The 19,023-nt window shown below is 74.5% G+C and carries 12 protein-coding genes; 6 read left to right on the forward strand and 6 right to left on the reverse strand.

Features of this window, described 5'->3' with window-relative positions:
• Positions 1–23 precede the first annotated feature (23 nt).
• From ACZ43H_RS13960 to ACZ43H_RS13975, 4 genes are all read left to right on the forward strand, one after another.
• Positions 24–1,142, forward strand: coding sequence for an RsbRD N-terminal domain-containing protein (locus tag ACZ43H_RS13960; RefSeq protein ID WP_464583706.1), 1,119 nt, complete (start codon positions 24–26; stop codon positions 1,140–1,142).
• An 86-nt stretch (positions 1,143–1,228) separates the two neighbouring features.
• Positions 1,229–3,793: a hybrid sensor histidine kinase/response regulator gene (locus ACZ43H_RS13965; RefSeq protein ID WP_464583708.1), complete on the forward strand. Its 2,565-nt coding sequence runs from the start codon at positions 1,229–1,231 to the stop codon at positions 3,791–3,793.
• A 149-nt stretch (positions 3,794–3,942) separates the two neighbouring features.
• Entirely contained in the window at positions 3,943–6,102 is a 2,160-nt protein-coding gene (locus ACZ43H_RS13970) for a putative bifunctional diguanylate cyclase/phosphodiesterase (RefSeq protein ID WP_464583710.1), read from the forward strand.
• Positions 6,099–6,545, forward strand: a complete 447-nt coding sequence (locus ACZ43H_RS13975; RefSeq protein ID WP_464583712.1) for a nuclear transport factor 2 family protein — start codon at positions 6,099–6,101, stop codon at positions 6,543–6,545. Before ACZ43H_RS13970 ends, ACZ43H_RS13975 begins: the two co-directional genes overlap by 4 nt.
• Here ACZ43H_RS13975 and ACZ43H_RS13980 read toward each other — a convergent pair.
• Positions 6,542–7,324 (reverse strand): GGDEF domain-containing protein, encoded by a 783-nt coding sequence (locus tag ACZ43H_RS13980; protein WP_464583714.1) that lies wholly within the window; start codon positions 7,322–7,324, stop codon positions 6,542–6,544. The genes ACZ43H_RS13975 and ACZ43H_RS13980 overlap by 4 nt on opposite strands.
• A 165-nt stretch (positions 7,325–7,489) precedes the next feature.
• Between ACZ43H_RS13980 and ACZ43H_RS13985 the strand changes: the two genes are divergently transcribed.
• Positions 7,490–9,967, forward strand: a complete 2,478-nt coding sequence (locus ACZ43H_RS13985) for a sensor domain-containing protein (RefSeq protein WP_464583716.1) — start codon at positions 7,490–7,492, stop codon at positions 9,965–9,967.
• On the opposite strand, the gene ACZ43H_RS13990 is transcribed toward ACZ43H_RS13985, so the two are convergent.
• Entirely contained in the window at positions 9,948–11,963 is a 2,016-nt protein-coding gene (locus ACZ43H_RS13990) for a sensor domain-containing protein (RefSeq protein ID WP_464583718.1), read from the reverse strand. The genes ACZ43H_RS13985 and ACZ43H_RS13990 overlap by 20 nt on opposite strands.
• Positions 11,964–12,189: 226 nt before the next feature.
• Here ACZ43H_RS13990 and ACZ43H_RS13995 point away from each other — a divergent pair, with 226 nt between their 5' ends.
• Complete coding sequence (locus ACZ43H_RS13995) at positions 12,190–14,736, forward strand: sensor domain-containing protein (RefSeq protein WP_464583720.1); 2,547 nt, start codon at positions 12,190–12,192, stop codon at positions 14,734–14,736.
• 10 nt (positions 14,737–14,746) lie between these two features.
• On the opposite strand, the gene ACZ43H_RS14000 is transcribed toward ACZ43H_RS13995, so the two are convergent.
• The 4 genes from ACZ43H_RS14000 to ACZ43H_RS14015 are packed head-to-tail and all read right to left on the reverse strand — an operon-like array spanning position 14,747 to position 19,022.
• Positions 14,747–16,189, reverse strand: a complete 1,443-nt coding sequence (locus tag ACZ43H_RS14000) for a diguanylate cyclase domain-containing protein (RefSeq protein WP_464583722.1) — start codon at positions 16,187–16,189, stop codon at positions 14,747–14,749.
• 16 nt (positions 16,190–16,205) lie between these two features.
• On the reverse strand, positions 16,206–17,021 hold the full coding sequence (locus tag ACZ43H_RS14005; protein WP_464583724.1) for a prepilin peptidase: 816 nt from the start codon (positions 17,019–17,021) through the stop codon (positions 16,206–16,208).
• A complete protein-coding gene (locus tag ACZ43H_RS14010) occupies positions 17,018–17,815 on the reverse strand; it encodes a hypothetical protein (protein ID WP_464583726.1) in 798 nt (265 codons plus the stop codon). The genes ACZ43H_RS14005 and ACZ43H_RS14010 overlap by 4 nt, the downstream gene beginning before the upstream one ends.
• 22 nt (positions 17,816–17,837) lie before the next feature.
• On the reverse strand, positions 17,838–19,022 hold the full coding sequence (locus ACZ43H_RS14015) for a hypothetical protein (RefSeq protein WP_464583728.1): 1,185 nt from the start codon (positions 19,020–19,022) through the stop codon (positions 17,838–17,840).
• Between the last annotated feature and the right edge of the window lies 1 nt (position 19,023).

The following is a 19,023-nucleotide window of genomic DNA, read 5'->3' on the forward strand; positions in this document are numbered from 1 at the left end:
TGTCATGCGGTGACAATGTCGCCATGAGCGAGCGCGAGCGCGTCGAGCGGGCGATCCGCCGCGACCTGGCGCGGGTGGTCCCCGACGTGGTGGCGACGATCCGCGAGCAGATCCCGGCCTACGCCACGCTCTCCCCCGACCAGGTCGAGGAGGTGTCCGCGATCGCCGGCTGGGCGACCTCGCGGATCCTCCAGCTGTGGGTCGAGGGCGGCGAGCTCGCCCCGGCCGACGTGCAGCGGTTCCGCGGCATCGGTGCGGCCCGGGCGCTCGACGGCCGTCCGCTCCCCGTGGTCCTGCGGGCCTACCGGGTCGCCGGCACCCGGATCACCGACCTGGTGGCCGAGATCGGCGGTGACCGGCTCACCGTCGACGACGCGCTCGCCCTGGCCCGGCTGTGGATGGCCAGCATCGACACGCTCTCGGAGGCCCTGTACGCCGGCCACTCGGCCGCCAGCGACCGGCTCGGCAGCGATCGCGAGCGGGCGCTGGCCGACCTGCTCGACGACCTGCTCGCCGGCCGGCAGGCGACCCGCACCGCGCTGGCCGACCGCTGCCGCGAGCTCGGCGTCGCGCTCCCCGCCCGGCCGGTGGTGCTGGTGACCACCGGGCCGGCACCGGACGGGGCGGTGCTCGCGCGCGAGCGGGACGGGACGACCGTCGCGGTCCTCGAGGAGACGAGTCGTGTGCCTGAGGACGCGCCAGAGCGCGCTCTCAGGCACACGACCCTGACCGACAGGGGCTGCCTCGTCGTGGCCGCGGACGCCGGCGACGTGCCGCGCGCGCACCGGCTCGCCGAGCTCGCGTCCACGACCGCACCCGACCGAGCCTTCGCACGACGCGGGCTCCTCGACGAGTCCGACGCCCAGGTGGTCGCCCTGCTCGCCGCGCACCGGGACGCCGACCCCGGCCGCCTGGCCTCCCTCGTCCTCGACCGGATCACCGGCCGGCCGCACCTGGTCGCCGGCCTCGACGCCTTCCTCGACACCGGCACCGCCACCGCGGCGGCCGCGCGGCTCGACGTGCACCCCCAGACCCAGCGGCAGCGCCTGCGCCGGCTGGTCCAGCTCACCGGCCGGGACCCGCACGACCCCTGGGACCGCCTCGTCCTGGAGGTCGCCCGCACGGTCCGACCCACGACCTGAGGCGTCCACGTCCCGCGTGCCACCCCGGGATCCGCCTCGGCTGCCGCCAGACTGTTCGCCGACGGGGCGAGTGTCGGAGGTGTGGAATGCGGGCTCGACGCGTCGGACGGGTCCTCCCCGGGCTGCCCGGGCCTGCCGTGCCGCTGGTCGCGGCGTCCCTCCTGGTCATGCTCGCCCTGCACTTCTGGCGACCCACCGGTCCGCTCGGCGACACCACCTACCTCGTGGCCGTGTGGGCGGCGCCGGCCCTGGCGGGTCTCGGCGCCCTCCGCGCCGCGGCGGGCGAGCGGCTGGTGCCGGTCCTGGTCACGGCGGGTCTGGCCTCCTCGGCCCTCGGCGACCTGATCTGGCAGGCCTTCGTGTGGTCGGGCCGCGAGCCCGACGTCTCGGTCGCCGACCTGTTCTACATGAGCTCCTACGTCGGCCTCGGCGCCGCGCTCGCCGTCGTCCTCGCCCGGGCGCAGCGGGCCCACCACCACGGCCGGATCGACCCCGACGCCGTCATCGACGCCCTCACGGTCCTGGTCGTGAGCCTGCTGATCCTCTGGAACCTCTCCATCCAGGACATCGTCGGCGACACGTCGGTGTCGGCCGCGGTGCGGATCGTGTGGGCCTGCTACCCGGTCGCTGACGCCGTCCTCCTTGCGCTGGCCCTGCGCGCCTTCGCCGACCGCCGCTCCCGCGAGGCGCTCGGGACCGGCTTCGCGGTCGGCATCGGCTGCTGGCTCCTCTCCGACCTGGGCTACCTCGTCCTCGTCGTGACCGGCGACGTCAGCGCCTGGCTGGACGCGGGCTGGATGGTCGGCGGCATCCTCATCGCGACCGCCGCCTGGCAGCGACCGGTGGCACCGGCCGCCGAGGAGCACGGGCTGGTCGTCGGACGCGGGTACGCCGGCAAGGTCGCCATCGCGATCCTGCCGCTGCTGGTGCCGCCGCTGATCCAGCTCAGCGCCGAGCTGCGCGGGGAGGGCGCCGACCCGGTCGAGTCGGTCACCGGCATGACCGTCCTGCTGGCGCTGGCGTTCGTCCGCACCGCACGGCTGCTCCGCTCGGAGGCCGAGGCCCGCGCGGAGCTCGCCCGGGCGCGTGACGACGCCCTCGAGGCGTCCCGCGCCAAGTCGGCGTTCGTCGCCACCATGAGCCACGAGATCCGCACCCCGATGAACGGCGTCATCGGCCTGACCGGGCTGCTCCTCACCACCGACCTCGACGAGCGTCAGAAGCAGTACGCCGAGGGCGTGCACGGCGCGGGCGAGGCGCTGCTCGCGATCATCAACGACATCCTGGACTTCTCCAAGGTCGAGGCCGGCAAGCTGGAGATCGAGGTCATCGACTTCAACCTGCTCCAGGTGGTCGAGGAGGCCGCGGAGCTGGTCGCCGAGCAGGCCCGCCGCAAACAGCTCGAGCTGCTCGCCTACTGCTCCCCGGAGCTGCCGCTGGACCTGCGCGGCGACCCCTCGCGGCTGCGCCAGGTCCTGCTCAACCTCGCCTCCAACGCCGTGAAGTTCACCGAGCAGGGCGAGGTGGTCATCCGGGCCGAGCTCGACGACCTCACCGGCGACGCCCTGCTGGTCCGCTTCACCGTCACCGACACCGGCATCGGCGTCCAGGACGCCGACCGGGAGCGCCTCTTCGACCCGTTCTCCCAGGCCGACTCCTCCACGACGCGACGCTTCGGCGGCACCGGTCTGGGGCTCGCGATCTGCCGCCGGCTGGTCACCGCGATGGGCGGCCGCATCGGCGTCGAGAGCCGGCCCGGCGCGGGCAGCACGTTCTGGTTCACGCTGCCCCTGCAGCTCGCGCTCGTGCCGGTCGCCACGCCCGTGCGCAACGGTGACCGCCTCGCCGACCTGCGGGTGCTGGTCGTCGACGACAACGCCACCAACCGGCTCATCCTCGACCAGCAGCTGACCGCGTGGGGCATGCTCCCCGACCTCGCGCCTGACGGTGCCTCCGCGCTGCGGCTCCTCGGGGATGCGGCCACCCGCGGCACGCCGTACGCCGTGGCCGTGCTGGACCTGTGCATGCCCGGGATGGACGGCCTCGAGCTGGCCCGGCTCGTGTCCGCCGACCCGCGGCTGGCGGCCACGCCGCTGGTGCTGCTGACGTCCGGTCCCGACGTGGACGCCGACACCGCGCGCCGGGCCGGGATCCGGGCCCGGCTGACCAAGCCGGTGCACCACGCGCAGCTGCACGACACCCTGCTCGACGTCACGCAGGAGGCCCGCGCCGCCCACACCGACACCGCACCGGCGACCGGATCGCGGGCCACCCGCGGGCACGTGCTCGTGGTCGAGGACAGCCAGACCAACCAGCTGGTGGCGGTGGGCATGCTCGAGCACCTCGGCTTCAGCACCGAGGTCGCCGGCAACGGGCTCGAGGCGCTGGCGGCGATGCGGCGTACTCGCTTCGCGGCCGTGCTGATGGACTGCCAGATGCCCGAGATGGACGGCTACGAGGCGACCCGGGAGCTGCGTCGCCGCGAGGGCCCGGGCAGCCACACCCCCGTGATCGCGATGACCGCGGGGGTCGTCCAGGGCGACCGCGAGCGCTGTCTCGAGGCCGGCATGGACGACTACGTCTCCAAGCCCGTGCACCCCACCGAGCTCGAGACGGCGCTGCAGCGCTGGGTCCCGGCGAACTCGGCCTGAGGGATGCCTTCCGGGCGGCGCCTCCCACGACTCCGTCGAAAACGCCACGCGCGCGGGCAGGAGCCGCCAGACTGGTCGCCCACACTTGGGAGGGTTGGAGGGACATGCTGAACGGCGCCGTTCAGCCGTCTTCCGCCGCATCGACGTCCGTGCTGTTCGTGGACGCCGATCTCGGAGGGACCAGCGGGCTGAACGCAGTCACCCAGGAGCCGTCGGGCTCCTGGTCGCTCCTGCACGCCCCGACCCTCCGCCGTGCGTACGACGTCCTCACGGCCCGATCGTTCGACTGCGTCGTGGTGGACCTCGACCTTCCCGGCGTGGACCGGGCCGAGACCTGGCACCAGCTGCGACGCCACGCGGGCGAGGCCGCGCTGCTGGCGCTGGCCGACGACCACGACCACCACCCCGACCACCTCGGTCGCGAGCTCGCCGACGACCTCGTGGTCCGCACCGAGCTCGTCGCCCGCGACCTGCACCGCACACTCGCGCGCACGGTCCGGCACGTCCGCGTCTCCACGGCGCTGCAGCGGGCGGAGGCCTCGGCGCGCGTGCTTTCAGCGATCGTCGACGCCAGCCCCGACGCCGTGTTCTCCAAGTCCGCGGACGGCACGATCACGTCGTGGAACCGCGGCGCGCAGCAGCTCTACGGCTGGACCGCCGAGGAGATCGTCGGCCAGCACGTCACCGTGCTGCACCCGCCCGGCGTCGAGGAGTACACCCCCATCATGGCGATGCTGCGACGCGGCGAGTCGGTCCGCGCGCTGGAGACCGTGCGCCGGACCAAGGACGGCCGGCTGCTCGACGTCGCGCTCACGGTCTGTCCCGTGCTCGACGACCGCGGCGAGCTCGCGGGCGCCTCGGTCGTGGCCCGCAACATCAGCGACCGACGCGAGCTGGAGACCGAGCTGGTGCGGGCGTTCATGCACGACGGCCTCACCGGCCTGCCCAACCGCGCGTTCCTGGTCGACCGGCTCTCCCAGCTGCTGGCCCGCGCCGCGACGGACCGGGTCCCGGTCGCGGTGCTGTTCCTCGACCTCGACCGCTTCAAGCGCATCAACGAGGCCCAGGGCCACTTCGCCGGCGACCGGGTGCTCGGCGAGGTCGCGACCCGGCTGGCCCGGGTGGCCGGCCCGGACGACACGCTGGCCCGGCTGGGCGGCGACGAGTTCGTCCTGGTCTGCCCCGAGACCGACATGGAGGGTGCCGCGGAGGTCGCCCAGCGCCTGATCGACGCGCTCCGCAGCCCGATGCGGGTGGAGGGGCGCGCCGTGCACATCAGCGCGAGCATCGGGATCGCCGTCTGTCCGCCGCTCGACGCCGACGCGGAGGCGCTGCTGCGGCACGCCGACGCCGCGATGTACGAGGCGAAGTCCCGCGGCCGCTCCCGCAGCCAGATCTTCGACGTCTCCTTCGCCGAGCGGTCCCGCGAGCAGCTGCAGCTCGGCGAGGAGCTGCGCGAGGCCCTGGCCGGCGACCTGCTGGAGCTGCACTACCAGCCGGTGCTCGACCTGGCCGACCACCGCCTGGTGGGGGTCGAGGCCCTGGCGCGCTGGGACCACCCCACCCGAGGAGCCGTCTCGCCGGAGACGTTCGTGACGGTCGCCGAGAACAGCGGCTTCGTCGCCGAGCTCGACCAGTGGGTCCTGCGCCGCGCCTGCCGCGACGCCCACCGGGCCCGGGCCACCGGCCGCCTGCCGTCGGACGCCCGCGTCGCGATCAACCTGTCCGCGCGGTCGATCGGCGACCCCGGTCTCGCGCACCTGGTGGCCCAGACCCTGGAGAGCGAGGAGCTGCCGGCCTCGTGGCTCGTGCTGGAGATCACCGAGACGGCGCTGATGCACGACATCACGGCCGCGCGCCGCTGCCTGGGCGACCTGCGCGAGCTCGGCGTCGGCATCGCCCTCGACGACTTCGGCACCGGCTACTCCTCGCTGAGCTTCCTGCGCGACCTCCCCGTGACGCAGGTGAAGATCGACCGTTCGTTCATCACCAACATCGCGGGCAACGGCGAGGACCTGCTCATCACCCAGTCGATCATCAACCTGGCCCGGGGCCTGGGCCTCGAGACGGTGGCCGAGGGCGTCGAGACCGAGGTCCAGCTCGCCCTGCTGCAGCGCCTGGGCTGTGCGAGCGCGCAGGGGCACCTGTGGAGCCCTGCCGTGCCGATCGACCTGCTCACGGCCCACGACGGTCACGCCGCCCACCCCGAGCTGTCCACCCTGCCGATGCGGTCCGGCACCACGGACCGTGCGCCCGGCCTGCGGTGGCCGCGCTCGCGCCGGCGCAACCCCACCGCCCCGGCCTCGTGACCGCCCGTCCCGACACCGCCGCGGACCGGGCGGCGATCGCCGCGGTCGTGCGCACGTTCTTCGCCGCCTTCACCTCCGGCCCGGACAGTGCGGCCCGGCTCGACGCGCTCCGCGGGGTCTTCCTGCCCGAGGCCGTGATCGTCCGCACCTGCGGCCTCACGCCCGCCGTCTACGACGTCGACGGCTTCATCGCTCCGCGGCAGGCGCTGCTGTCCGGCGGCAGCCTGGTCGACTTCAGCGAGTGGGAGCTGGCGGGGCGCACCGAGGTCTTCGGCGACATCGCCCACCACTTCTGCAGCTACGAGAAGGCAGGGGTGCAGGACGGTACGCCGTTCACCGGCCGCGGCATGAAGACGATGCAGCTCGTCCGGACCGACGCCGGCTGGCGGATCAGCGCCGCCGCCTGGGACGACGAGCGTGCGGGCCTGACGGTCGACACCTAGCCCGTCGGCGCCGCGAAGTCGCCCTCGGTGGCCATCAGCACCACGCCGCCTCCGGCGTGCTTGGCGCGGTAGAGCGCGCGGTCCGCCGCGGCCGTCGCGGACGCCACCCCGCGTCCGTCGACCACGGCCAGCCCGATCGACACCGACCCACCCGGGTCGTCGTCGACCCAGGCGCGGGTCAGCTCGGTCATCCGGTCGACGGCGACCGGGAGCGGAGCGCCCGCGAACACGATCAGGAACTCGTCGCCGCCGTACCGCCCGACGAAGTCGACGTCCCGCACGCTCGAGCGCAGCAGCTGGCCGAAGCGGCGCAGCGCCCGATCACCCTCCGCGTGCCCGCGGGTGTCGTTGAGCGCCTTGAACTCGTCGAGGTCCAGCAAGCAGACCACGTCACCGCTGACCGCCTCGGTCAGGCGGGCGTCGATCTCGCGGCGGCCGGCGAGGCCGGTCAGGGCGTCGGTGCGGGCCCGGTTCGCCTGGTGCTGGTAGCGGTCGCAGCGGGTCGCGGCCGCCTCGGCGTCCTGCACCAGCGTCGGGAGCTGGCGCAGCCGTCGCGCCGTGGCCGCCGAGGAGTCGGCGGGCACCGCGACGCAGGCCTCGTCGAGGCCGAGGGAGACGTCGACGGCGTCGGCCTCGTCACCCGACGCCGGGACGACCCGACCCCCGAGGTCGCGCACCGCGGCGTGCAGCACCGCGGCCGCCTCGGTCCTGGTGTCCACCCGCAGCAGGGCGCGGGCAGCGGCCAGGGCGACGGCCCCCGCCACCACGTCGTCGTCCACGCGGCCCCCCTCCCGGTGTCGTGCTGATCCCACTGTGACAGCAGCCCGGTCGCGAGTCCGACAGAACGACCGATGTTTTCCCTTCCTGCCCTCCCCGGGCACGCCACGGCGGTAGAGTCCGGGCCGCCGGTGTCGCTCGGACCTCCGGCTCCAGGGAGGCGTGGCATGACGCCGCACGACGGGCCCTCCGGCTCCGGGTCAGCATCGCTCCCGAGGCTGCCCGCGGACAGGTTCCGCGAGTGCTTCGAGCGCTCGACCGTGCCCCAGGCGTTCTGCGACCCGCACGGCGTGCTGATCGAGGTGAACGACGCGTTCTGCCGGCTGCTCGGACGCGACGCGTCCCAGCTGGTCGGCGTGCCCGTGCGCGACCTGAGCCACCGGTCCGACAGCGGGGAGGCCGACGCGCTCCTCGCCGCGCTGCTGCGCGGCGAGCAGAGCAGCGTCCAGACCGAGCGCATCCTGCGCCGCGACGACGGCCGTCCCGTCCCCGCCCTCGTCGACGCCTCGCTGTTGCTCGATGACCGGGGCGGACCCGCCGGGGCCGCTGCGTTCGTCCAGGACCTGACGACCCTGCGCGGTCTGGAGCGACGACGCCAGCAGCAGGAGGACTTCTTCCTCGCGCTCGCCCAGCGCGCCAGCGACCTCGCGATCGTGGCCGACGCCGACGGCCGGCTGCTCTACGCCTCCCCTGCCCTGACCGGCATGCTGGGGTTCGAGTCCGCGGAGATCCTCTGGACGCGCGCCTCCGACTTCGTGCACGACGACGACGTCGCCGGCGCGCGGGAGGCCTTCGTCCGGGTCGTCGCCGACGGTGGCACGGAGACGACGACCGTGCGGATCCGTGACGCCGACGGCGCGTGGCACTGGATGGAGCAGACCACGAGCAACCTGCTGGACACCGCGGTCGGCGGCGTCGTGTGCAACCTGCGGGACATCACCGACCGGGTGCACGCCGAGGCCAGGCTGCGCGCGTCGGAGTCGCGCTACCGCGCCATCGCGGACAACGCCGACGAGGGCCTGTGGGTGATGGCACCCGATGGCGACACCCTGTACGTGAACAGCAGGATGCTCGAGATCCTCGGGCTCCCGGAGGCCGAGGTGCTCGAGCGCCGGTTCCTCGACGTGTTCGACGACGTGCAGGCGCTCGACGTGCCGGACGGGACGGCCGCGCCCCGCGCCTCGAAGCGCTACGAGGTCCGCTACGAGCACCCCGACGGCGGGCCGCGCGTCCTGTCCGTCTCGCGGGCCCCGCTGGACGAGGCCGGCGGCTCGCTCGACGGCTCGCTGGCGATGGTCTCCGACGTCACCGAGTCCCGCCGGCTCGAGGACCAGCTGCGCCGCGCGGCTCTCGAGGACGACCTCACCAAGCTGCCCAACCGGGTGCTGCTGATCGACCGGCTCGAGCACGCCCTGACCCGGGAGACCAGCCGCACCGCGGTGCTGTTCGTCGACCTCGACCGCTTCAAGTTCATCAACGACGCGCGCGGCCACGCCGTCGGCGACGACCTGCTCAGGGCGGTGGCCGACAGGTTGCGCGGCGCCGCCCGCCCCGCCGACACCGTGGCCCGCTTCGGCGGCGACGAGTTCCTCGTGGTGTGCGAGGACGTCGACGAGGAGGCGGCCCGCCAGGTTGCCGAACGCATGCTCGCCTCGATCGAGGTGCCGTTCCGGCTGACCGGCGGCGAGGCGGTGCTCACCACCTCGATCGGCGTCGCGCTCTCCCCCACGACGTCGGCGGCCGCGCTGCTGCGCCACGCCGACACCGCGATGTACGCCGCGAAGGTCGCCGGCCGCAACCAGATCCGGGTCTTCGACGCGGCCCTCGCGGCCCAGACCGAGGAGCGGTTCGAGCTCGGCAGCGACCTGCGGCGCGCCATGGTGAGCAACCAGATGCAGCTGCACTACCAGCCGGTGATCGACCTCTCGACGGGGCTGGTGCTCGGGGCCGAGGCCCTCGCGCGCTGGGACCACCCGTTGCTCGGTGACGTGCCGCCCAGCCGCTTCGTCCCCGTGGCCGAGGACATCGGGCTGGCCGCCGGCCTGGACCGCTGGGCGCTGCGCCGCGCGGCACGCGAGGCCACCGAGCTGCGGGCGGCCGGCGCCCTGTCGGACAGCGCCTACGTCGCGGTCAACGTCTCCGCCCGGACCCTCAGCGACCCCGGCCTCGAGGACTGGATCACCTGGAGCATCGACGCCGAGGGCCTGACCCCGGCGGACGTGCTGCTGGAGGTCACCGAGAGCGCCGTCATGGAGGACGCCTCCCGCGCCGTCGCGCTGCTCACCCGGCTGCGCGAGCGCGGGTTCGGGGTCGCCGTCGACGACTTCGGCACCGGGCACAGCTCGCTGGCCTACCTGCGTCGGCTGCCCCTGTCGGTGCTGAAGATCGACCGCAGCTTCGTGGCCGAGCTGTCCAGCGACGCCAGCGCGCTGGCCATCGCCGGCTCGATCATCGACCTCGCCCGCACCATCGGTGTCACGGTCGTCGCCGAGGGCGTCGAGACCACCGAGGACGCCGAGCTGCTGCGCGGCCTGGGCTGCGAGGCCGCGCAGGGCTGGCTGTGGAGCAGGGCGGTGCCGCCCGCCGAGGCGCTCGCCGCCGGCACCCTCAACCGCCGCTACGAGGTCAGCGGATCCCCTCGCTGACCTCGTCCACGTTGGGCGTGCCGTCGGGACGGGCCACGGCGATGCGCCCGCCGCCGAGCTGCTTCGCGCGGTACATCGCCCCGTCGGCGCGGCGTACGAGGTCGTCGAACGCGTGCGGCGGGCAGAGCGCGATGCCGATGCTCACCCCGATCGCGTGGTCCTGGATCGGCCGGCGCAGCGCGCCGAGGATCTTCGCGCCGACCAGCACCGCGGCGGCCTCGTCGGTGTCCTCGCAGATGATGGCGAACTCGTCGCCGCCGAGCCGGCCCACCGTGTCGGTGGCCCGGACGGCAGCGGTCAGCCGCGCCGCGACCTCCTTGAGCAGGACGTCGCCCGCCTCGTGCCCGTGGCCGTCGTTGACCGGCTTGAACCCGTCGAGGTCGAGGAAGAGCACCGCGGTGCCCCGCCCCTCGGAGCGGTGCTGGCGCGCCGCGGCGGTCTCCAGCCGGTCCAGGAAGAGGTAGCGGTTGGGCAGGCCGGTCAACGGGTCGTGCAGCGCCTGGCGACGCAGCGCGCGCTCGACCCTGCGCGCCTCGGTGACGTCGGAGACCATCACCAAGGAGCCGAGCGGCTGGGGCACCGCGCTGCTGAGCAGGGTCCGGGACACCTCGAGCGTGCGCTCGCCGCCCTGCGGGTGGCGGTAGACGACCTCGACCCTCCCCGCGTCGGGTCCCCAGCGGTCGAGCTGCAGCAGGACGAGGGTGTCGGAGCCGTGCAGCTCCTCCAGCGGGCGGCCCAGGATGGTCGCGGCGGTCTCGTTCGCGAACGTGGTGGTGCCGTCGGGACCCATCGCGATGATGCCCTCCTGCGCGGTCTCCACCATGGCCCGGTGCAGCGCTTCGGAGAGCCGCAGCGCCTCCTCGGTCTGCACCTGCTCGGTGATGTCGCGCAGGTTGGCGACCAGCCCGCGGATCTCGGGGTCGTCGAGGCAGTTCGTGACGGTCTCCTCCGTCCAGCGCCACCGTCCCTCGTGGTCGCGCAGCCGCAGCACGAAGCGCTCGGTGCGCCGCGGCTCGGCCAGCACCTGGCCCAGCACCTCGGCGACGCGCGGGGCGTCCGCGGGGTGGACGTACTCCCAGCCGGCCGTGCTCAGCACGTCCGCCGGGTCGTAGCCGAGCAGCTGCACCACCGACGGGGTGACGTAGGTGATCGTCAGGTCCTCGTCGACGACGATGGCGGTGTCCCACGAACGCCGGCCGAGCACCTCGTAGAGGCTCTCCTGGACCGCCGCTGCGCGTCGTACGTCGTCGACCTCGCCGAGGTCACGGGCCGCCACCGCGACGGCGTACGCCGTGCCGCCGGCGTCGCGCAGGAGCGTGGTGTCGAGCAGCAGCGAGAGGCTCGTGGTCCCCGCGTGCCGGAAGATGCCGGCGAAGCTCACCCGGTCGTGCTCTCCTCTGCGCAGGGCGGCCAGCCGCTCGGCCGTGTTGGGTGCGTCCATCGGGTGCACGAACGAGAGCAGGTCGCGGTCGGTGAAGTGGTCCTCGGGGTGACCGAGCAGCTCGCACCACGCGCCGTTGACCGAGCCGAAGCGGCCGTCGAGGTCCAGCAGGGCCAGGGGCGTCGCGACCTCGGCCAGCTGCGCGCCCGAGGCGTCCGTGGCGTGCACCAGCTCGCGCTGCCCGAAGAGCTCGGCGGTGACGTCGCGCATGATGACGGTGACGCCGATGACGTCACCGTCGGCGCCGTGCACAGGCCCGAGGACGACCGATGCCTTGAAGGAGCTGCCGTCACGACGGACGGCGGTGTCGATGAAGGGCTGCACCCGCTCGCCCTCGAGCACCTGGCGCAGGTAGGCGGCGTGCACGTCGCCTCCCTCGCGCGGCACCACGAGCGACAGCTCGCTGCCGGCGAGGTCCTCCGGTCGCCAGCCGAGCACCGTCTCGGTGGCCGGGCTCGCCCACCACACGATGCCCCGGACGTCGACCGAGAGGATGCAGTCGTGCGAGGTCGCCGCGATGCTGGCCAGCAGCCGGCCCTGGTCGATCTGCAGCACGTGTCCCCCCCTTCCCCACCCGTCGACGGACCACCGCTGACGGATACCGCCGACCTCGCCCCCACGCGATCAGGTGCTCAGATGATCGGTCCCCGGTCCTGCCCACTTGAGTGTCGGGCCCGGCGAAGTCCTGACGCGAGCGCGCACGCTACGGCGTTTCATCGATTTCGGGGACGGAAGTCCACAGGTCGACCTACCGTGCTGGTACTCGAGTTCAGGGGGGGACATGAGGGCACCAGTGGGGTTCGAGGGAATCGGCGGACACGGCGACGTGTCCAGACCGGTCAGGACCACGCTGCCCACCACCCGCCTCTCCATCGACCCCGGCGAGCCTGCCGTCACCCCGTCCGGTGGCCCCATGGCGACCGCGCGCGCCCTGTTCGAGCAGTCCCCGGTGCCGCAGGTCCTGTACGACGCCCGCGGTCGGCTGGTCGACGTCAACCTGGCGTTCTGCCGGCTGGTCGGGCGGTCCGCCGACGAGATGGTGGGTCGACCCGTGCGCGAGCTGCTCCACGCCTCCGACACGCGGCCGGGCAGGGGCCTGCGGTGGGGTCTCCGGCGTGGCCGGCGTGGCCACGGGTCCGAGCGGGTGCTCACCGGACCCGACGGCCGACCGGTGCCCGCACTCGTCAGCACGACCACGCTGCGCGACGCCACCGTCGACCGTCCGCTCGTCCTCGCCGCCATCCAGGACCTGCGGCCGCTGCGCCGGGTCGAGCGCCGCCGCGAGAGGCAGGAGAGCTTCTTCCTCGCCCTGGCCCAGCGGGCCGGCGACCTGGCGCTGGTCTGCGACGCGGACGGCCAGGTCGTCTACGTCTCCCCCGCGCTCGGCGAGCTGCTCGACCACCCGACGGAGCACCTGGCCGCGGTCTGGACCACCGAGTTCGTCCACGAGGAGGACGCCGCAGCCGTGCGGGCCCTCTCCGCTCGGGTCCGGGCCCGCGGTGGCAGCGAGTCGCTGGTCTTCCGGCTGCACGACGCCGACGGCGGGTGGCACTGGATGGAGGCGACCGTGAGCAACTTGGTCGACACCGCGGTCGGGGGCACGCTGTGGAACCTCCGCGACGTCGACGACCGGGTCCGCGCCGAGGCGGCCCTGCGGGCCTCGGAGTCCCGCTACCGCACCATGGCCGACAACGCCGACGAGGGCCTGTGGGTCTGCGCGGCCGACGGCCGCGCCGTCTACGTCAACGACCGGCTCGTCGAGATCCTCGGCGTCCGCCGCGAGCGGATCCTGGGCCGGCGGCTGGACGAGGTGGTGGGCTCCGAGGGGCTCCTGCGTCCGCACCTCGCGTCAGGTCGGCCGCCGGTCCGGCCGGGTCGGTCCGAGATCGGCTACCGGCACCCGGACGGTCGCCCCCGCACCCTCGTCGTCTCCTCCGCTCCCCTCGACGATGCGCACGGTGCGGTCGAGGGCTCCCTGGCCATGGTCTCCGACGTCACCGACGCCCGGCGCCTCGAGCACGAGCTGCGCCGCGCGGCCCTGCACGACTCCCTCACCGGGCTCCCCAACCGGGCGCTGCTCTTCGACCGGCTGCAGCAGGCCCTCGCCCGGGAGACGAAGTCGACCGCGGTGCTCTTCGTCGACCTCGACAGGTTCAAGTTCGTCAACGACGTCCGCGGGCACGTGGTCGGCGACGAGCTGCTCGTCCGGGTGGCCGCCCGGCTCAAGGACTCGGCGCGTCCCACCGACACCGTGGCGCGGTTCGGGGGCGACGAGTTCCTCGTCGTCTGCGAGGACGTGGACGAGGCCGCTGCCCACCTGCTGGCCGACGACCTGGTCGCGGCCCTGGACGCGCCGTTCCGGATGTCCGAGGGCGAGGTGCGGCTCACCGCCTCCGTCGGGGTGGCCGTGTCGCCGTCCCCCTCGCCGGGGGCGTTGATCAGCCGGGCCGACGCCGCGATGTACGCCGCCAAGGTCTCGGGCCGGCACCGCGTCCGCCTGTACGACGCGGAGCTCGCCGCCCACACCGAGGAGCGGTCCGAGCTCGGCAGCGACCTGCGCCGGGCGCTCGAGGCCGACGAGCTCGTGCTGCACCACCAGCCGGTCATCGATCTCTCCACCGGCCGCGTCGTGGGGACCGAGGCACTGGCCCGCTGGCACCACCCCGTGCACGGCTCCGTGCCGCCGGACCGCTTCGTGTCCGTCGCCGAGGAGCTGGGCCTCGCCTCCGAGCTCGACCGCTGGGCGCTGCGCCGCGCGCTCGGCGACGCGCGGCGGCTGCGTGCGGCCGGCGCTATGGCTGCGGACAGCTACGTGGCCGTCAACTTCTCCCCGCACACGCTGAGCGACCCGGGCCTGGACGTCTACATCGCCTACGAGGCCCGCGCCGCGGGCTTCGCGCCGCAGCACGTGCTGGTCGAGGTGACCGAGGGCGCGGTCATGGCCGACGCCACCACGGCCGTCGCCGTGCTGTCCCGGCTCAGGGAGCGCGGCTTCCTCATAGCCGTGGACGACTTCGGCACCGGTCACAGCTCGCTGGCCTACCTGCGCACCCTGCCGCTGACGATGCTGAAGATCGACCGCAGCTTCGTCGCCGGGATCGCCACCGACCCCGAGGCGCAGGCGATCGCCGCGTCCATCGTCGAGCTCGCGCGGGCTCTGAGGCTGGTCGTCGTGGCGGAGGGCGTGGAGACCCCCGAGGACGCGCGAGCGCTGCAGGAGCTGGGCTGCGACGCCGCCCAGGGATGGCTGTGGAGCCCGGCCGTGGCCTCCGCGACGGCCCGGCAGACGGGCGCCCTCACCCGCGCCTACGACGTCCCCGGGGCGTAGCCGACTTCTGTCACTCGGGCGGCGGCACGAGCCGCGGCGTCGGCGACCCGTCGCCGTGCTCGACGGCCAGGGCGACGCGACCGCCGCCGTGCTTCTTGGCGTGGTACATCGCCGCGTCCGCCGACCGCAGGATGTCGGCCGGGTCGCACGGCGGCGACAGCGCGACCCCGATGCTGACGCCCACCAGGGTGCGCACCACGTCGAGCTCGACCGGAGGGCGCATGGCCGCCTGGACGCGCGCCGCGACCGAGAGCGCACCCGCCTCGTCGATGTCCTCGCAGACGATGACGAACTCGTCCCCGCCGTGCCGGCCCACGGTGTCGCTCGCCCGGACTGAGCGGGCCAGTCGGGCGGCGACCTCCCGCAGCAACTGGTCCCCGGCGTCGTGGCCGTAGCTGTCGTTGATCGGCTTCAGCCCGTCGACGTCGAGGAAGAGGACCGCGATGCCGGCGCCCTCGTTCCGGGACTGCCGCGCTGCCGCCATCTCCATCCGGTCGAGCAGCAGGTAGCGGTTGGGGAGCCCGGTGAGGGCGTCGTACAGCGCCCGCCGGCGCAATGCGCTCTCGGCCCGGCGGGTCTCGGTGATGTCGGCGACCGTGACCAGCGACCCCAGGGCCCGGGTGCCCTCCCTGCTGAGGGGGGTGTGGGCGATCTCGAAGATCCGCTCGGACCCCTCCGGGTGGCGGTAGCCGACCTCGCGACGCCAGGACCCGGGCTCCACGCCGGGGTCGGTGCCGACCTCGGCCTGCTCCGGCAGCAGTCCGCCGAGCACGTCGCTGCCGTAGAGGTGCTCGAGGGGCCGGCCGAGCAGCTGCGCCATCGCGGCGTTGGCGTACGACGCGGTGCCGTCGGGCGCGGTCACCACGATGCCCTCCTGCGCGGTCTCCACCACGGCCTCGTGCAGGGCCCGAGAGAGCCGTTCCTCGTCCTCGGCCCGCACCTGGTCGGTGACGTCGCGCAGGTGGGCGACCAGGCCCCGAACCCCGGGGTCGTCGAGCCGGTTGAGCACGGTCCCCTCGACCCAGCGCCAGCGCTGCTGGTGGTCGCGCAGCCGGGCCACCAGCCGTTCGCTGCGCAGCGGGTCCGCGAGCAGCCGCTCGACCGCCTCGGTGACGGCGGCGTGGTCGGCCGGGTGGACCAGCTCGCGGACGTCGCGAGCGTCGAGGTGCCCGGCGGCGTACCCGAGCATCTCGGTGACCGCGCGCGCGGCCCAGCGGATGGTGAGGTCGGCGCCGGTCACGACGACGGCGTCGTCCGGATCGCTGCCGGCTTCCGGCCACCGCCCGGTTCCGTCCCGCGGCGCCGGCGCTGCCCACACGTCGGTGCCGTCCGGGTCCAGCGCGAGGGCAGGTCCGGAGCCCGCGGCCAGGTCGGCCACGGTGGGCCGCTCGGCAGCGGTGGCCCGGTCAGCGGCAAGGGCGCGGCGCAGCCGCCCGATCGCCAGGTCATCCATCCCGAGAAGCCTCCGTTCAGCCCAGGCCGACGGCGCCGAGATAGGCGTCCCACAGGGAGCCGCCGGCGAAGATGCCGATCGCCGCACCGCTGAGCAGGAACGGGCCGTGCGGCACGCGCATCCCGACCCGGCTGCGGCCCGTCGCGATCAGCAGCACGCCCACCACGGCACCGATCGCGAAGCCGAGGGCGAGGCCGACGATGCTGGTCCCCCAGCCGAGCCAGCCCAGGGCCAGCCCGAGGACCGGCGCGAGCGCGACGTCGCCGAGGCCCATGCCGCGGCCCAGTGTCAGCAGCCAGATCCCGCCGTACACCGCGAGCCACAGCGCGGTGGAGAGCAGCGCCGTCGGCAGCGTCTCCGGGCCGCGGACCACGACGTCGATCGCGAGGGCCAGGACCGTGCCGGTCGCCGCGGCGCCGGTGACGGCGAAGGGCAGCCGACGGTGGTCGAGGTCGATGAGGAAGAGCGCGACGCCGGCCGCCATGACCACCAGCGCGGCCGCGGTGTACGGCGACGGGCCGAACCGCCAGCCGGTCATGGCGAAGAGCAGCCCGGTGGCGAGCTCGACCATCGGGTAGCGCGCCGAGATCGGCGTCCGGCAGTCCCGGCACCGGCCACGCAGCACCAGCCACGAGACGACCGGCACGTTGTCGCGGGGCCGCACCGGGTGCGCGCAGGCCGGGCAGGCCGAGCCGGGTGACACCAGGGAGATGCCGGCCGGCACCCGGTGGATGACGACGTTGAGGAACGAGCCGATGAGCAGGCCGAGCACCCCCAGGGCGGTGGGCAGCAGCGCCGCCGGGAGCGGGCCGGCCAGGGTCGCGGTGGTCATGACGGCTCCCCGCTGGTCTCGATGGTCCGCCACAGCGCCTCCATCTCGGCGGAGCCGACCAGCGAGATCAGCTCGCGCCGCAGGGTCGCGAAGGCGTCGTCCGTCCGGGATGCCCAGGCGACCGGGTCGAGGTCGCCGGCGAGGTCCCAGCGCAGGTCGACCGTGGCGAGCTGGTGGTCGCCCGCGTGCACGGCGGCCGCGACCAGGTAGGCCTCGAAGGCCGCGACGTCGGCCTGGTGGACGAAGCGGTACGCCGCGTCCTGCTCGCCCTCCCGGTCCATCACCTCGGCGACGGCGAGGCAGTCGAAGGCGGCGGCGCGCAGCTCGGCGACGAGCTCCTCGGGCGAGCGGCCCTCGAGACGTCGGGCCGCCGGGCCGTCCTCCTCCGGCGCGCGCTCCAGGGGGTCGCACGCGTCGAGATGGTCCAGCTGCCCGAACTGCTCCATCAGCACCTCGTGCACGGACTCGTCGAACGTCGAGACCATGGCCTGACGGGCCGCCTCCACCACCTGGCGGGCGGTGAGCTCGCCGGTGGCGGCGTCGGCCGCTGCCTCCAGCGCGGAGGCGACGGCCTCCCCCACCGCGGCCAGCTGCGCGACGGGGTCGTCGGCCTCGGCGAGGCCGTTCTCCCACAGCAGCTCCTCGAGGAGGTGCACGTCGGCCGCCCACGACGCCAGCTGGGCGCGGCGCAGGTCCCCGCCTGCGGCGTACCTGGTCGCCAGGCGCGCCAGCTGGTCGGGGACGGAGAGCCGCTGGGGGGCGGCGGGCTCCTCATCCTCGAAGACGATCGTCATGGTCCTGCTCCTTGCGGGATGACTAGCGACCCCACCGGCGACGGCGGGCCGGGGGTGCGCTCGACGCGGGCGGGGGAACGGGCAGCACGACCTCGTCGTCGTGCGCCGGGGCGGTCGGCTGCGGGTCGAGCGGTGCCTCGAAGACCTGCGTCTCGAAGGCTGGCCCCTCGAAGGCTGGCGCCTCGAACGCCTGCGGCTCGTACGCCTGCGGCTCGTACGCCGGGGCCTCGGCCAGGAGCGGCTCGTGGACCGGGGACTCGTCACGCATCTCGACCACCGGCAGCTGCGCGGTCGGCGCGGCAGCGTCAGGCACCGAGTCGGGCATCGAATCGGGCATCGCGTCGGGCAACGGGTCCGCGTCCGGCGCGGACAGCGTCAGGAACGAGGTGTCGTGCACGGTCGCGGCCGGGGCCGGCTCGGCGAGCTCGCGCAGGTGGCTGGGGCGGCGCGGGCCGCGACCCAGCGCGCCGGGCAGCGGGTCGCTGGGCAGCGGCAGGTGCGGTCGGGCGATGCCCTCCGGAGCCCCGAGGCGCTCGACGGCCGCGGCCACCCGGGCCAGGGTGCGGTGCGGGTGCTCGTCCTCGCTGGTGTGCTCGGCCAGGCCCCGGACGACGAGGGACACCTGGCGGAGGTAGGCGGCGGCCTGCTCGGCGGTGGCACCCTCCACGGGGGCCAGCACGCCGGCCTCGGGCAGCTGCTCGCGCAGGGCGGCCTCGAGAGCCGAGGACGCCTCGGCCGCGTCGAACTCGACCCAGTCGTCGGTGTCCTGGAGCGGCAGGTCCGCGTCCGCCTGCGGCTCGCCGTCGGCCGGGTCGGTCGTGTCCACCTGGTCGCGCCGGCCGCGCCGGCCGCGCCACCGGCGCCGGCTCCGGCCGCGCGGGGCGGCGCCCTCCTCCGCGTCGACCACGGTCTCCGCCTCGGTCAGGGCGTCCACCCCGGGCGCGGTGTCCGTCTCGACCAGGGCGTCCGCCTGGGTCAGGGTGTCCTTCTCGACCGTGGTGTCGGTGTCCAGCGCCGACTCAGGGGCCTCCGGCTCGGGCGCGGCAGCGGCGTGCACCTCAGGCGTCGGGACCGGCTGCGTCTGGACCGGCTGGGCCGGGGTCGCCGCGGCTGCCTCGCGGCGCCGGCGTCGCGACGAGACCACGAGGAGGAGGACGAGCAGGACGAGCAGAGGCGAGACGATGAGTGCTTGGGTGGTCGGCTCCATG

The organism is Nocardioides sp. DN36 (assembly GCF_055380375.1).

Coding starts and splice junctions, on each gene's coding strand:
- ACZ43H_RS13960 (WP_464583706.1), top strand. CDS start 24: ATGAGCGAGCGCGAGCGCGTCGAGCGGGCGATCCGCCGCGACCTGGCG.
- ACZ43H_RS13965 (WP_464583708.1), top strand. CDS start 1,229: ATGCGGGCTCGACGCGTCGGACGGGTCCTCCCCGGGCTGCCCGGGCCT.
- ACZ43H_RS13985 (WP_464583716.1), top strand. CDS start 7,490: ATGACGCCGCACGACGGGCCCTCCGGCTCCGGGTCAGCATCGCTCCCG.
- ACZ43H_RS13995 (WP_464583720.1), top strand. CDS start 12,190: ATGAGGGCACCAGTGGGGTTCGAGGGAATCGGCGGACACGGCGACGTG.
- ACZ43H_RS14000 (WP_464583722.1), bottom strand. CDS start 16,189: ATGGATGACCTGGCGATCGGGCGGCTGCGCCGCGCCCTTGCCGCTGAC.
- ACZ43H_RS14005 (WP_464583724.1), bottom strand. CDS start 17,021: ATGACCACCGCGACCCTGGCCGGCCCGCTCCCGGCGGCGCTGCTGCCC.
- ACZ43H_RS14010 (WP_464583726.1), bottom strand. CDS start 17,815: ATGACGATCGTCTTCGAGGATGAGGAGCCCGCCGCCCCCCAGCGGCTC.
- ACZ43H_RS14015 (WP_464583728.1), bottom strand. CDS start 19,022: ATGGAGCCGACCACCCAAGCACTCATCGTCTCGCCTCTGCTCGTCCTG.